Source organism: Streptomyces sp. NBC_01618 (genome assembly GCF_045209435.1).
Lineage (GTDB): Bacteria > Actinomycetota > Actinomycetes > Streptomycetales > Streptomycetaceae > Streptomyces.
In genome coordinates this window covers 5,604,554-5,618,514 of record NZ_CP109297.1, presented here as the reverse complement: position 1 = coordinate 5,618,514, position 13,961 = coordinate 5,604,554, and the positions used below count along the sequence as shown (strand labels likewise).

General features: G+C 69.8%; 12 protein-coding genes. 6 read left to right on the top strand and 6 right to left on the bottom strand.

What is annotated here, in order from left to right:
* Positions 1-20 precede the first annotated feature (20 nt).
* Positions 21-1,241, top strand: a complete 1,221-nt coding sequence (locus tag OH735_RS26205) for a saccharopine dehydrogenase family protein (protein WP_406384070.1) — start codon at positions 21-23, stop codon at positions 1,239-1,241.
* Positions 1,242-1,252: 11 nt separating this feature from the next.
* On the opposite strand, the gene OH735_RS26200 is transcribed toward OH735_RS26205, so the two are convergent.
* A complete protein-coding gene (locus OH735_RS26200; RefSeq protein ID WP_406384068.1) occupies positions 1,253-1,474 on the bottom strand; it encodes a hypothetical protein in 222 nt (73 codons plus the stop codon).
* Between the two features lie 68 nt (positions 1,475-1,542).
* On the opposite strand from OH735_RS26200, the gene OH735_RS26195 reads away from it, so the two are divergent.
* Positions 1,543-2,262 (top strand): helix-turn-helix domain-containing protein, encoded by a 720-nt coding sequence (locus OH735_RS26195; RefSeq protein WP_406384066.1) that lies wholly within the window; start codon positions 1,543-1,545, stop codon positions 2,260-2,262.
* Between the two features lie 233 nt (positions 2,263-2,495).
* On the opposite strand, the gene OH735_RS26190 is transcribed toward OH735_RS26195, so the two are convergent.
* Complete coding sequence (locus tag OH735_RS26190) at positions 2,496-3,521, bottom strand: ATP-dependent 6-phosphofructokinase (protein ID WP_406384064.1); 1,026 nt, start codon at positions 3,519-3,521, stop codon at positions 2,496-2,498.
* Between the two features lie 366 nt (positions 3,522-3,887).
* Here OH735_RS26190 and pta point away from each other — a divergent pair, with 366 nt between their 5' ends.
* From pta to pyk, 3 genes are all read left to right on the top strand, one after another.
* On the top strand, positions 3,888-6,014 hold the full coding sequence (gene pta, locus OH735_RS26185) for a phosphate acetyltransferase (RefSeq protein WP_406384062.1): 2,127 nt from the start codon (positions 3,888-3,890) through the stop codon (positions 6,012-6,014).
* A 4-nt stretch (positions 6,015-6,018) separates the two neighbouring features.
* The gene (locus tag OH735_RS26180) at positions 6,019-7,266 is read left to right on the top strand and encodes an acetate kinase (RefSeq protein ID WP_406384060.1); all 1,248 of its coding nucleotides are present in this window, start codon (positions 6,019-6,021) and stop codon (positions 7,264-7,266) included.
* 74 nt (positions 7,267-7,340) lie between these two features.
* Positions 7,341-8,771, top strand: coding sequence for a pyruvate kinase (pyk, locus tag OH735_RS26175; protein WP_406384058.1), 1,431 nt, complete (start codon positions 7,341-7,343; stop codon positions 8,769-8,771).
* A 96-nt stretch (positions 8,772-8,867) separates the two neighbouring features.
* Here pyk and OH735_RS26170 read toward each other — a convergent pair whose 3' ends face one another.
* From OH735_RS26170 to OH735_RS26155, 4 genes are all read right to left on the bottom strand, one after another.
* Positions 8,868-10,145 (bottom strand): hypothetical protein, encoded by a 1,278-nt coding sequence (locus OH735_RS26170; RefSeq protein WP_406384056.1) that lies wholly within the window; start codon positions 10,143-10,145, stop codon positions 8,868-8,870.
* Entirely contained in the window at positions 10,135-10,704 is a 570-nt protein-coding gene (locus OH735_RS26165) for a DUF6114 domain-containing protein (protein WP_406384054.1), read from the bottom strand. Before OH735_RS26165 ends, OH735_RS26170 begins: the two co-directional genes overlap by 11 nt.
* Before the next feature lie 92 nt (positions 10,705-10,796).
* The gene (locus OH735_RS26160; RefSeq protein WP_406384052.1) at positions 10,797-11,423 is read right to left on the bottom strand and encodes a DUF6230 family protein; all 627 of its coding nucleotides are present in this window, start codon (positions 11,421-11,423) and stop codon (positions 10,797-10,799) included.
* Between the two features lie 602 nt (positions 11,424-12,025).
* Positions 12,026-13,006 carry a tetratricopeptide repeat protein gene (locus tag OH735_RS26155; protein ID WP_406384050.1) on the bottom strand — a complete coding sequence of 327 codons (981 nt, stop codon included), beginning with the start codon at positions 13,004-13,006 and terminating at the stop codon, positions 12,026-12,028.
* Positions 13,007-13,324: 318 nt separating this feature from the next.
* On the opposite strand from OH735_RS26155, the gene OH735_RS26150 reads away from it, so the two are divergent.
* Entirely contained in the window at positions 13,325-13,954 is a 630-nt protein-coding gene (locus OH735_RS26150) for a TetR/AcrR family transcriptional regulator (RefSeq protein ID WP_406384048.1), read from the top strand.
* Positions 13,955-13,961 lie beyond the last annotated feature (7 nt).

The window sequence follows — 13,961 nt, the reverse complement described above, 5'->3', positions numbered from 1 at the left end:
AGAGAGAGGAAGTCCGTGTCATGCGTGTTCTGCTTGTGGGAGCCGGCGGTGTGGGCACCGCGATCACGAAGATCGCGGCCAGGCGCTCGTTCTTCGACGAGATGGTCGTGGCCGACTACGACCTGAGCCGGGCCGAGGCGGCGGTCGCCGCCCTAGCGGGCGCCGCGGGCCGCTTCCGCGCCGAGCACGTCGACGCGTCCGATCAGGCGGCGGTGACGGCGCTGCTGACGCGGCACGGGTGCGATGTCCTGCTCAATGCCACCGACCCGCGGTTCGTGATGCCCCTCTTCCAGGCGGCGCTCGCGGCCGGAGCGACCTACCTCGACATGGCGATGTCTCTGTCGCGCCCGCACCCCGAGCGGCCGCACGAGGAGTGCGGGGTCATGCTCGGCGACACGCAGTTCGCGCAGGCCGCCGACTGGGAGAAGGCGGGCGCGCTGGCCCTCGTCGGCATGGGTGTGGAGCCGGGGCTGTCCGATGTCTTCGCGCGGTACGCGGCCGACGAACTCTTCGACGAGATCGAGGAGATCGGCATCCGCGACGGCGCGAACCTCACCGTCGACGGCTACGAGTTCGCACCCTCCTTCAACATCTGGACCACCATCGAGGAGTGCCTCAATCCGCCGGTCGTCTACGAGGCGGACCGCGGCTGGTTCACCACCGCGCCCTTCAGCGAGCCGGAGGTGTTCGACTTCCCCGAGGGCATCGGCCCGGTCGAGTGCGTGAACGTGGAGCACGAGGAGGTTCTACTTGTTCCCCGTTGGATCGATGCACGACGCGTGACCTTCAAGTACGGCCTGGGCGAGGAGTTCATCCAGACCCTCAGGACGCTGCACCTCCTGGGCCTGGACCGCACCGACCTGGTGACCGTGCCGAGCGCTGCGGGTCCGGTGGGTGTGTCGCCCCGCGACGTCGTGGCCGCCTGCCTGCCGGACCCGGCGACGCTGGGCGAGCGCATGCACGGCAAGACCTGCGCGGGCACCTGGGTGCGCGGCACCAAGGACGGCGCGCCGCGCGAGGTCTACCTCTACCACGTGGTCGACAACCAGTGGTCGATGGCCGAGTACGGCTCCCAGGCGGTGGTGTGGCAGACGGCCGTCAACCCGGTCGTCGCCCTCGAGCTCCTGGCCACGGGCGCGTGGACCGGCTCGGGAGTCCTCGGCCCAGAGGCCTTCCCCGCCCGCCCCTTCCTGGACCTGCTCAGCGCGTATGGCTCTCCGTGGGGCATGCGGGAGCAGTAACCGTCCTCGGCTCACCAGAGGATCGGACGTCCCTCCTCGGTGGGAGCGAGCGTCGGACAGCCGATCCACTCGCCGCTGTCGGGGTACTCCCAGTTGTCGGCGTCGGCCGGGAGCACCGGCGGTTCCTCCCCTGCAAGGGGCGTGCCGTGGTGGAAGCCGTGCCTCCCGTCGGGAGCGGTCCAGGAAATGACAGGGCACACCTCGATCCAGCCCCGGTCGACGACGGGCAGCATACGGTTGCAGTACTAGGACGTTCATACGAGTCGTGATATCGGTGGAACACACCGTAGTCAGAGGACATATGGACTTCTACGGTGGGGCCGTGCACCCCTCCCCGCCCTTCAACGCCCCCGCCGCGCGCCGACTCCGCGTGGCCCTGGGGATGCTTCCCGGCCATGTCGCGTACGGTCTCGGAGCGCAGTATGGACTCCGTATCAGCACCGAGACGGTGGTCGCCTGGGAACGCGGGCTGGCCGTCCCCAGCGAGTACGAACTCACCGCGCTGGCCGGGGTGTTGTGGTGCTCGCCGGGCGAGCTGATCACCGCCGCGCGCACCCTGCGCGAGCACCGGGTGGCCCGGGAGCTGGCGGTGGAGGAGCTGGCGCGTCTGCTGGGGCTTACCACCTCCGCGTATCTGCGGATGGAGGAGTCGGGGCGCTGGCGCGGCAACGAACGCCAGTCCGCGGCGCTCAGCGAGGTGCTGGGGCTGACCGCCGCCGGATTCGTGACGGTGTCCGGCCTGGACGAGGAGCTCGCGGACCTGTTGCGCGCGGCGGTGACGACGCGCTGGCAGGCCCATGTCCGGACGGTGGCGAAGCTGGTGCCGCTGGAGCGCGGCCTCCTGCAGGACGTACTGGAACAGCTGCACACCGACTATCAGGCGCTGATGGTGTCGACGCTGAGCTGGAGCAGCACGGGTACGGAGCGGGCCGGGGCGACGGGGGACGCGGGGCGGGCGTTCCTCACGCAGATCGTGGAACGGTTCTGGCAGGCCGCAGGGGTACGGGGGACGACCGTCTGAACCACCCGGCTTCCAAGCGACCCTGACCGCCCACGGGGGGACTGTCAGGGCCGCCGGTCAGCTCTTGCGAAGCCGCCGCGCCCCGTCAGGGGCCGGGAGGGCCGGGAGGGCCGGGAAAGACCGGAAGGGCCGGGAAAGACCGGAAGGGCCGGGAGGGCCGGGAGGGACGGGAAAGACCGGAAGGGCCGGGAGGGACGGGAAAGACCGGAAGGGCCGGGAAAGACCGGAAGGGTCTAGAAGACCGACTCCGCCTCGTCCATCCGGTCCGCGGGCACCGTCTTGAGCCGGGTGATGGCGTCGGCGAGCGGAACCATCTTGATGTCGTTGCCGCGCAGCGCCGTCATCCGGCCGAAGTCGCCCCGGTGCGCGGCCTCCACCGCGTGCCAGCCGAAGCGGGTGGCGAGCACCCGGTCGTACGCGGTCGGCGTGCCGCCGCGCTGCACGTGCCCGAGAATGACCGGCCGGGCCTCCTTGCCGAGCCGGGTCTCCAGCTCGATGGCCAACCGGTTGCCGATGCCCTGGAAGCGCTCGTGACCGTACTGGTCGATCTCGCCCTTGGCGTACGGCATCGAACCCTCGGCCGGGTGCGCGCCCTCGGCGACACAGATGACCGCGAACTTCTTGCCGCGAGCGAAGCGCTCCTCGACCATCTTGACCAGGTCCTCGACCTTGAACCGGCGCTCGGGGAGGCAGATGCCGTGCGCGCCGCCCGCCATTCCGGACTCCAGCGCGATCCAGCCGGCGTGACGGCCCATCACCTCGACGACCATGACCCGCTGGTGCGACTCGGCGGTGGTCTTGAGACGGTCTATGGCGTCGGTGGCGACGCCCACCGCCGTGTCGAAACCGAAGGTGCGGTCGGTGGCGGAGATGTCGTTGTCGATCGTCTTGGGAACGCCGACGACGGGCATTCCGGCGTCCGACAGCATCCGCGCGGCCGTGAGGGTGCCCTCGCCGCCGATCGGGATGAGGGCGTCCATGCCGTAACGGCGGCTGAGCTCGGCGCAGTTCTCGGCGGCCTCGCGCAGCCGGTCGCGCTCCAGCCGGGCCGAGCCGAGGATGGTGCCGCCGCGGGCGAGAATGCCGCTGACCGCGTTGAGGTCGAGGGGGCGGAAGTGGCCGTCGAGGAGTCCCTTGAACCCGTCCTCGAAGCCGATGACCTCGTCTCCGTGCCCCACCACGGCTCGGTGCACGACCGACCGGATCACTGCGTTCAGGCCCGGGCAGTCTCCGCCTGCGGTGAGAACTCCGATGCGCATCGTGCTGTATCTCCTGCTCGCTGGTGCCGTTCGATTCGGGGGCGACCACAGAATCCCCCGCGAGAATCCCCCGTACTGTGAGCCACGTCGATTGTCCCACGCCAGGTCTGGACCTCGCGCCCCCCGCCGCTCCCCGTCGCTCCCCGGATCCCCGCACGGGTGTTCCGCCGAATGCGACAGGCCGTCCGGGCAGGCGTCCGGCGAGGCATGCGGCAGGCCCTCCGGCGAGCGGATCCGTGAGGCCCTGGTCGGGCCGTACGCCCCCTGACTCAGGGCCCTTCGCCCGGCGGGCGACGCCCGGGCCCCCGCAGGTATCGTCAACATGGCAATACCATCCCAAACCGCAATCTGGACAGGAGAGCACGCGTGACGCGCAGCGTGTACGTGACCGGGATCGACCGGGGAGACGGCCGCCAGGTCGTCGATCTCGGAGTCATGGAGCTCCTGACGCGTCAAGTGGACCGGGTCGGGGTGTTCCGGCCGCTCGTCCACGACGGACCCGACCGGCTGTTCGAACTGCTGCGGGCCCGCTACCGCCTCCCCCAGGACCCCGATTCGGCCTACGGCCTGGACTACCACGAGGCGTCCGCGCTCCAGGCGGAGCAGGGCACCGACGAGCTGGTCTCCCGGCTCGTCGAGCGCTTCCATCAGGTGGCCCGGAAGTACGAGGTGGTGCTGGTGCTCGGCACCGACTTCGCCGCCACCCAGCTCCCCGACGAGCTGGCGCTCAACGCCCGCCTCGCCAATGAGTTCGGCGCCTCGGTGATCGTGGTGGTCGGCGGGAAGGGACAGACCGCCCAGTCCGTGCGGGCCGAGACCCGCAATGCCTACCGGGCATACGCGGGCCTGGGCTGCGACGTCCTCGCGATGATCGTGAACCGGGTGGCGGCCGAGGACCGCGAGGCCATCGCGGAGCGGCTGGCGGCCCGGCTGCCCGTCCCCTGTTCGGTCCTGCCCGACGACGCGGCGCTCTCCGCGCCGACCGTCGCCCAGATCGCCGCGGCGCTCGACGCCACGGTGCTGCTCGGCGACGACTCCGGGCTGGCCAGGGACGCGCTGGACTTCGTCTTCGGCGGGGCGATGCTGCCGAACATGCTGAAGGCGCTGACGCCGGGCTGTCTGGTGGTCACGCCCGGGGACCGGGCGGATCTGGTGGTCGGCTCGCTGGCCGCGCACAGCGCCGGGACCCCGCCCATCGCCGGTGTGCTGCTGACCCTGGACGAACGCCCCGGCGAGGAGATACTCAAGCTGGCCGCGCGGCTCGCACCGGGTACGCCGGTCCTCTCCGTGGCCGGCGGCTCCTTCCCGACCGCCGGGCAACTCTTCGCCCTGGAAGGAAAGTTGAACGCGGGGACGCCCCGCAAGGCGGAGACCGCGCTGGGCCTCTTCGAGCGCCACGTGGACACCGGGGCGCTGCTGGACCGGATCAAGGTGGCCCGCAGCGGCCGCGTCACCCCGATGATGTTCGAGCACGAGCTGCTGGAGCAGGCCCGCGCCGTGCGGCGCCGCGTCGTCCTGCCGGAGGGCACCGAGGAACGGGTGCTGCGCGCCGCCGACGTACTGCTGCGCCGCGACGTCTGCGACCTGACCCTCCTCGGCGACGCCGACGTCATCCGCAAGAAGGCCGCGGACCTCGGCATCGATCTCGCCGGGACGCAGCTCATCGACCCGCAGACCGCCGAGCTGCGCCAGGTCTTCGCCGAGCGGTACGCGCAGCTGCGCGCGCACCGCGGGGTCACGGTGGAGCTGGCGTACGACGTCATCGCGGACGTCAACTACTTCGGCACGCTGATGGTGCAGGAGGGACTCGCCGACGGCATGGTCTCCGGGGCGGTGCACTCCACCGCGGCGACGATCCGCCCGGCGTTCGAGATCATAAAAACAAAGGGGGCCGAGCGAAGCTCGTCAGGCAGGGCGGTGGCGGGCGACGGGAGGGCCAAGCCGGACGCCTCGATCGTGTCGTCCGTCTTCTTCATGTGCCTCGCCGACAAGGTTCTGGTGTACGGCGACTGCGCGGTGAACCCGGACCCGGACGCGGAGCAACTCGCGGACATCGCGGTGCAGTCGGCCGCCACCGCCGCCCGGTTCGGTGTGGAGCCACGGATCGCGATGCTGTCGTACTCGACGGGCACTTCGGGATCGGGCGCCGATGTCGACAAGGTGCGCGAGGCGACGGAGCGGGTCCGCAGGAGCAGGCCGGACCTCATGATCGAGGGCCCGATCCAGTACGACGCCGCGGTGGAGCCGAGCGTCGCCGCGACGAAGCTGCCCGGCTCCGAGGTGGCGGGGCAGGCGACGGTGCTGATCTTCCCGGACCTGAACACCGGCAACAACACCTACAAGGCCGTGCAGCGCTCGGCGGGCGCGGTGGCCGTCGGACCGGTGCTCCAGGGGCTGCGGAAGCCCGTCAACGATCTGTCCCGGGGTGCGCTCGTCCAGGACATCGTCAATACCGTGGCCATTACGGCGATCCAGGCGCAGGGCGAGGAGTGAACGGATGACCACCCCGACGACAGAGGGCTCTGCCACGGGCGCGTACCGCGTGCTGGTCCTCAACTCCGGCTCCTCGTCGGTGAAGTACCAGCTGCTGGACATGAGCGACCGCGCCCGGCTCGCGGTCGGGCTGGTCGAGCGGATCGGCGAGGAGACCTCCCGGCTGGTGCACACCCCACTGGTCGGGGGAGGCGCCGAGCCGCGCGAGCGGACCGGTCCGATCGCCGACCACGAGGCCGCGCTGAAGGCGGCGGCCGATGAGCTGGCGGCCGACGGGCTGGGCCTGGACTCCCCCGCACTGGCGGCGATCGGTCACCGGGTGGTGCACGGTGGGCTGCGGTTCACCGAGCCCGTGGTGATCGACGACGTGGTGCTGGAGGAGATCGAGCGCCTGGTCCCGGTGGCCCCGCTGCACAATCCGGCGAACATCGTCGGCATCCGTACCGCACGGGCCCTGCGTCCCGACCTGCCGCAGGTGGCGGTCTTCGACACGGCGTTCCACACGACGATGCCGGAGTACGCGGCGCGGTACGCGATCGATGTGGAGACCGCCGACGCGCACCGCATCCGGCGTTACGGCTTCCACGGCACCTCGCACGCGTATGTCTCCCGCAAGGCCGCCGAGCTGCTCGGACGTGCGCCCGAGGAGGTCAATGTCATCGTGCTGCACCTGGGCAACGGCGCCTCGGCGTCGGCGGTGGCGGGCGGTCGGTGCGTGGAGACCTCGATGGGGCTGACGCCGCTGGAGGGGCTGGTGATGGGTACGCGTTCCGGCGACATCGATCCGGCCGTCACCTTCCACCTGCGGCGGGTGGCGGGGATGTCGACGGACGAGATCGACGACCTGCTGAACAAGAGGAGCGGCCTGGTCGGGCTGTGCGGTGACAACGACATGCGGGAGATCCGGCGCCGGATCGACGAGGGCGACGAGCGTGCGGCGCTGGCGTTCGACATCTATGTGCACCGGCTGAAGAAGTACATCGGCGCCTATTCGGCGGTCCTCGGGCGGGTGGATGCCGTGGTGTTCACGGCGGGGGTCGGAGAGAACTCGGCGCCCGTACGGGAGGCTGCGATCGCCGGTCTCGAGGAGCTCGGTCTGGTGGTGGACGCGGATCTGAACGCCGTACGGTCCGGCGAACCGCGGCTGATCTCGCCGGACTACGCACGGGTCGCGGTCGCCGTGGTGCCGACGGACGAGGAACTGGAGATCGCCGTCCAGACCTTCGCGCTCGTCGGACAGGCCTACAACTGAGCACCCCCGCGCCCCTTTGTACCTTCCACCAGACGGAATATTCCGCAACGAAACAAACCGATAGGATCCGCCTCATGCGCCGTTCCAAAATCGTCTGCACACTCGGTCCCGCCGTCGACTCCCATGAGCAGCTCGTCGCTCTGATCGAGGCCGGCATGAGCGTGGCCCGTTTCAACTTCAGTCACGGCAGCCACGAGGAGCACCAGGGTCGTTACGACCGGGTCCGCAAGGCCGCCGCCGAGACCGGTCGTGCGGTCGGTGTGCTCGCCGACCTCCAGGGCCCGAAGATCCGCCTGGCGAAGTTCGCCGAGGGCCCCGTCGAGCTGGTCCGCGGGGACGAGTTCACCATCACCTCGGAGGACGTCCCCGGCGACAAGTCGATCTGCGGCACGACCTACAAGGGCCTGCCCGGCGATGTCGCCAAGGGCGACCCGATCCTGATCAACGACGGCAACGTCGAGCTGAAGGTCGTCGCGGTCGACGGCCCCCGGGTCAGGACGATCGTCATCGAGGGCGGCGTCATCTCCGACCACAAGGGCATCAACCTGCCCGGTGCGGCGGTCAATGTCCCGGCCCTGTCCGAGAAGGATGTCGACGACCTGCGGTTCGCCCTGCGGATGGGCTGCGACCTGGTGGCGCTCTCCTTCGTACGGGACGCCAATGACGTCAAGGACGTCCACAAGGTGATGGACGAGGAGGGCCGCCGGGTCCCCGTCATCGCCAAGGTGGAGAAGCCGCAGGCGGTCGAGCACATGGAGGGCGTCGTCATGGCGTTCGACGGTGTGATGGTCGCCCGTGGCGACCTGGCCGTGGAGTACCCCCTGGAGAAGGTCCCGATGGTGCAGAAGCGCCTGGTGGAGCTCTGCCGGCGGAACGCCAAGCCGGTGATCGTGGCGACCCAGATGATGGAGTCGATGATCACCAACTCGCGGCCGACCCGCGCCGAGGCGTCCGACGTCGCCAACGCGATCCTGGACGGCGCGGACGCGGTCATGCTGTCTGCCGAGTCGAGCGTGGGCGCGTACCCGATCGAGACGGTCAAGACGATGTCGAAGATCGTCGTCGCCGCCGAGGAGGAGCTGCTCTCCAAGGGTCTCCAGCCGCTGGTCCCGGGCAAGAAGCCCCGTACCCAGGGCGGTTCGGTGGCCCGTGCCGCCTGCGAGATCGCGGACTTCCTGAACGGCAAGGCACTGGTCGCCTTCACCAAGTCCGGTGACACGGCCCGCCGTCTGTCCCGCTACCGTGCGGCGCAGCCCATCCTGGCCTTCACCACGGACGAGTCCACCCGCAACCAACTCGCCCTGAGCTGGGGCGTGGAGGCCCATGTCGTCCCGCACGTGGACAACACGGACGCGATGGTCGACCTGGTCGACGGCGAGCTCCTGAAGCTGGACCGCTACAACGAGGGCGACACGATGGTCATCACGGCCGGCTCGCCCCCCGGCATCCCGGGCACGACGAACATGGTGCGGGTGCACCACGTCGGCGGCGGGGCGCGCGACTGACGCGACCGGCACCCGTACGACGGGACCGTGGGCCGCACTCCTTCCGGAGTGCGGCCCACGGTCCCGTGCGGCTCCCGAACGGGTCGGTACCGGCTGCTAGCTGTTGCCGCCGGTGAAGTAGTTGTGCAGCCCGGGCACCGTGAGCGAGCCGCCGAACTGGCCTGCCTGGGTCACCTTGACCTTGGTGAAGAAGGCGAAGGGTACGTTCACCGGCGGCGGCGTCCGAGGGCTGAACGTGACCGGGATGAGGCCGAAGAGGTTGCCCTTCAGCTCCTCCGTGTACATCGTCACCGTGCCGTTGCGGATGGTGGACGTGGAGCCCTTGCGCGCCTGGACATGCGCTGTGGTGCCGTTCGGACCCACCGTCAGCTGGTGGAGGTCCCTGATGTCGATGGAGCTCGCGGTGAACTTCAGCACCTTCTTGATGGTGCCGTCCTGCGTCTTCACCTCGACGATGCCCTTGTAGTCGAGCCCGTTGAGGGTGAGCAGCGAGCTGTCCAGGATCCACGGGTCGGTCGGGAGCAGCGGGATGCCCGTTTCCAGGTCGGCCGCGGCCAGCGCCTCGGGGTCCGCGGTCGGACACGGGAAGCGCTCCTTGGCGCCGTCCGGGATGTCCTCGTCCTTCTTGGCGTCGAGCCCCTTGACGCTGTCGTCGAGCTCCTTGACCGTCTTGCCGGCCTTGTCGGCGGCATCACGGATGGCGGCGGCCGTCGTGTCGGCCGTCTCCTTCACCGCGTCCACGGCCTTCTCCGCGGGCTCGGCCTTCTCCGCGTCCGCGGCCTTCTCCGTGGGCTCGGTCGTGGCGCTGTCCGCGGGCTTCGGGGACGCGGTGCTCTCGCTCGGGGACGGGCTCGCCGTCTCCTTGTCCGGTCCGCCGAAGAGGTCCCCCAGCGCGTCGCCGACGCCCAGCGGGTCGAGCGGGTTCGTCGACTTCGTGGGGCTGGGCAAGGCGCTCGGCGAGGTCGCGGGTGCGTCGGCGGACTTCGCCTCCGGCTTCACCGCGTCGCTCGCCGACGGGGTCGTCGAGGGCTGCGGGGTCGACGTGTCGCCCATGTCAGCGGAATGGGTGGCGGACGGGGACGGCGACTTCGTCTCCGACGCGGACGGGGAGGGCGACTCGCTCGGCTCGTCGGAGCGGGTCACGCAGGGGCCGGGTGCGAAGGGGATGTCCGAGTTGTCGTCGGCCAGCGCGAGCTTGGGGGTGAGCCCCATGCCCACGAAGACGGCCGTGGGCATCGCGGCGAGTGCGAATGCCTTGCCCGCGGGTATGTGCAGCTTCGTCAGCAGCGACTTCCTGGGGGCCGCGTGGCGCGGTCCGCTTCTCGTCCGGAGGTCGTCCCCGGTCGAGTTCAGCTGCGTCTCGTCACCCCGCACAATGCCTCCCGCCGTCGGCCTCGACTGTCGTGTCGTACTGCGCCGGCTGCTGCTGAGGCACCGCTGCCGTGCTGTGGAACTCGGGTCCGGGCTCGGGTGTCCCGGGACCGGCGCCCTTGAACATCCGGTCTTCCGCACCGGCATCCACGGAGTCGGGCGTCGGCTCGCCCGGTGCCCAGGAGATGGAGAGCGCTCCACCGAGCAGGGAGAACAGGAAGCCGATCAGGAACCCGCCAATGTTGGCGACCGGTATGGAGACCAGCGCGAGCAGGATCGCGGCGACTCCGGCGAACACTCTCACGATGTGGTGGAACCACATCGTGAGGCCCAGCGTGATCAGCAGGATCCCAATGATCAGAGATCCGGCACCGGCGGTCGTGGACATCGCCAGCGTGACGTTGCCGAGGTGCATGTTGGCGTACGGGAAGTACGCGATGGGTAGACCACCCACCATGGTGAACAGGCCCGCCCAGAACGGCCGGTTACCCCGCCAGGTGCGGAATCCTCGCCAGAAGACGCGGAGGTAGTGCTCGTTCTGCCCTGTGGACTCGGGGCTCATGGAAAACAGCTCCCTGGAACCGGTACTGCTGTGAGAAGAGACAAGGTGGGCGGCCGGAGACCCCGGGGGCGCTCCGGCCGCCCGGGCGAGTGCTAGTAGCACTCCTTGGTGCCCGGCTTCAACCGCAGGCTCAGGTTGCTGAGCTTGAAGGTGCCGGCGGTGGTCGCCCACGCCTTCTGCCTCACGTCCTTCAGCACGGCCGTCTCGGAGCGCTGCGCGAAGCCGTTCGGGTTGACGGCCTTCTTGGTGCCGGGCTGGATGCCGGGCTTGCCGATGGAGCCGGCCGCCACACCGATGTCGATGTTCTCGAAGTACGCGTCGGCGTCGAGCTCGGCGACATCCAGGTACAGATTGGTCGCCCTGACCGGCTTCTTCGGGTTCGTACCCGCGTTCAGCTGCAGCGTGACAGTGCCGATGCCGAACGGAAGGTCCGGAGTGACCACCGACTGGCACATGTTGGTGATCGTGGCGTCACTGAAGCCGGACACGGCCACGGGGTGCGACCCGGCCTCGCCGCTGGCGATGCTGCCGTACTGGACGAAGTCGTGGCCGACGAGCTTGTCCGCGTGCACCTTGAAGCTCTGGCCGGACACGCTGAACGACGCCGCGAGGGCGCCCTGCGCGAGACCGACACCCACCGCCGCGGTCGCGACGACGCTCGGCACCATGACCAGAGCGAAACGCTTCCATCTGGTGCCGCCACGAACCTGGGAACTCATATTTTTTCCTCCTTCTCGGACGTACATCTCCGGTCCGGGCCCTGGGCCCGTCCTGGGATGGGAGAAGTGCTACGTCCTCGGAAAGGAGAGCGCCCGCGTACGGAGGCAGGAACCGCGTCCGAATCGCCGGCGATCACCCCCGAGCGACAACCACTGGCCACGCGTTCGCGCAACCTGTTCGGACAGGCCCTGCCGGACGGCAGGAACCCCCCTGTCCGGAGCCGGCGCCACTGCCGCCGACCCACTCGGCGGGGACCCAACAGGGCCGCCGCGCCCGACTGGCAGCCGGGCCGGCGTTATTGGACCGAGCCTGGCCGATCGTGGTGCATTCGCGCCCGTCGCACAAGGGGTTCGTTACTCACTAGTAACGGCCCGATGGCCGACGCGCGACCGGGTGATACCACCCAGCCACACAGGGTGGCGCCGAACGGAAGGACGAAAGGGAGAATCAGGGCCGTTATACGGACAGATCCCGAGGGGTGATTTACTGCGAGTAACAGACGACACTTTTATCAAGATTCGGTAAAGCAGAGTCGTCTCTTATCGCCCCGATCACGAAAACGGCCGCGGCACCCCGGGGGTACCACGGCCGTGTTGTCACATCAGAACAAGACCCGCGCCAGCGCCGTACGCGCGGCGACGACCCGCGGATCATCGGGGCCGATCACCTCGAACAGCTCCAGCAGTCGCACCCGCGCCGCGTCCCGGTCGTCACCGAAATTACGGCGCACCGTCTCGACGAGCCGCCCGAAGGCATCCTCGACATGACCGCCGACGAGATCCAGATCGGCGGCCGCGAGCTGCGCCGCGAGCTCGGCCGGCTTCTCCGCCGCATCCTGACGGACCCGCTGCGGGTCCAAGTCCTTGACCCTGGCGAGGAGTTCGGCCTGGGCGAGACCGAGCTTGGCCTCGGTGTTGGCCGGGTCGTCGGCGAGGACGCTCTTGTACGCCTGGACGGCGCCGGGGAAGTCACTGGCGTCCAGGGCCTGTACGGCTGCTTCGAGCAGCGCGTCGTACGGCCCGGCGGGCGCCTCGGCCGGGGCCTGACCGGCCCCCTCGGCGGCGGCCGCGTCCTGGTCGACCGCGATCCCGGTGAGACCGAACCGCTCCTCGGCGACCTGGATCAACTGGTCCAGCGTCTGTCGGATCTGGGCCTCGGGGGCCGCGCCCTGGAAGAGCGGGAGGGCCTGCCCGGCGACGACGGCGAAGACCGCCGGAATGCCCTGGATGCCGAACTGCTGCATCAGCATCTGGTTGGCGTCGACATCGACCTTGGCCAGCACGAAACGGCCGTTGTACTCCTGGGCCAGGCGCTCCAGGAGCGGTCCCAATTGCTTGCACGGCTCGCACCACTCGGCCCAGAAGTCGATGACGACCGGGACTTCCGTGGAGCGCTGCAGGACTTCGCTCTCGAAGCCCGCCTCATCGACATCGATCACCAGGGCGGACGGCGGTACGGCACCGCCACCACCCTGCCGGGCGGCCTCGGCACGGGCCTGCTCCGCCTTCACCTTGGCCTCGCCGGCCGCCTTCACCGCGGCGAGGTCGACGACGCCGCTCATGGACATGTTCCTAGGCTGCATACGTACATCCTCCCCCCTTGGCGCACCGATACGGAAAGCGGTACGGGAACCACACCCGTCCGTAGCCCCCGCCGGCGTGCGGGGGTGCCCGGACGGACGCGACCCGAGGGCCCCTGAAAGACCCGGTTCGGCGCCGGGTCCCCACCCGGTGCCTGTGGCTGTCGTTCGGTCGTGGCGTCACGACGGTACGACCATCATCCTTACGCTACGCCCCGTAGCGTAACTGCCCCGCACTCCTCGCGCACAAGTGCGTCCGGTGATCTAGGTCACGGCGAACGGGGTCGGTCGGCACTACTTACTGGCGGGTATGGTCACGGCATGCTGAGCCACAGCCACCCCGAACCCCCTCGAACGGGACGCCCGCGCAGCGCCGCGGCCGATGAAGCGATCCTGGAGGCGACCAGAGCCTCCCTGGTGGACCTCGGCTGGTCGAGGCTGACGATGGGCGATGTGGCGACGCGGGCGGGGGTCGCCAAGACGACCCTGTACCGGCGCTGGGCGGGCAAGAACGAACTGGTCGTGGACGCCGTCGCGGTTCTCTTCGACGAGCTGGAACTGCCCGATCTGGGCAGCCTGTCGGCCGATGTGCAGGCGATGGTGCTGCAGTTCGCCGCGCTGCTGGAGCGGCCGGAGACCCAAACGGCGCTGATGGCGGTGGTCGCGGAGTCGACGCGCGACGAGGCGCTGCGGACCCGGATCCGCGACTCGATCGTGGACCGGCAGAAGCGGCTGGTGCTCCAGGGGCGTCAACGGGCTCAGGAACGCGGAGAGTTGCCCATCGAGCAGGACGAGACGGCGGCGGCCACGACCGCCGATCTGATCTTCGACGTGATCGCCGGCGCGGTCGTGCACCGGGCCCTGGTGAGCGCCGAACCCGTCGACGCGGACTGGGCCCGGCGCTTCACCGTACTGCTGCTCGCGGGGCTGGGGGCGGCGGCCTCCGGTTGACGGGGCG

Excerpts from the sequence above, each read along its gene's own strand:
- OH735_RS26205 (WP_406384070.1), top strand. The coding sequence starts at position 21 with ATGCGTGTTCTGCTTGTGGGAGCCGGCGGTGTGGGCACCGCGATCACG.
- OH735_RS26200 (WP_406384068.1), bottom strand. The coding sequence starts at position 1,474 with ATGCTGCCCGTCGTCGACCGGGGCTGGATCGAGGTGTGCCCTGTCATT.
- OH735_RS26195 (WP_406384066.1), top strand. The coding sequence starts at position 1,543 with ATGGACTTCTACGGTGGGGCCGTGCACCCCTCCCCGCCCTTCAACGCC.
- OH735_RS26190 (WP_406384064.1), bottom strand. The coding sequence starts at position 3,521 with ATGCGCATCGGAGTTCTCACCGCAGGCGGAGACTGCCCGGGCCTGAAC.
- OH735_RS26180 (WP_406384060.1), top strand. The coding sequence starts at position 6,019 with ATGACCACCCCGACGACAGAGGGCTCTGCCACGGGCGCGTACCGCGTG.
- pyk (WP_406384058.1), top strand. The coding sequence starts at position 7,341 with ATGCGCCGTTCCAAAATCGTCTGCACACTCGGTCCCGCCGTCGACTCC.
- OH735_RS26165 (WP_406384054.1), bottom strand. The coding sequence starts at position 10,704 with ATGAGCCCCGAGTCCACAGGGCAGAACGAGCACTACCTCCGCGTCTTC.
- OH735_RS26160 (WP_406384052.1), bottom strand. The coding sequence starts at position 11,423 with ATGAGTTCCCAGGTTCGTGGCGGCACCAGATGGAAGCGTTTCGCTCTG.
- OH735_RS26155 (WP_406384050.1), bottom strand. The coding sequence starts at position 13,006 with ATGCAGCCTAGGAACATGTCCATGAGCGGCGTCGTCGACCTCGCCGCG.
- OH735_RS26150 (WP_406384048.1), top strand. The coding sequence starts at position 13,325 with ATGCTGAGCCACAGCCACCCCGAACCCCCTCGAACGGGACGCCCGCGC.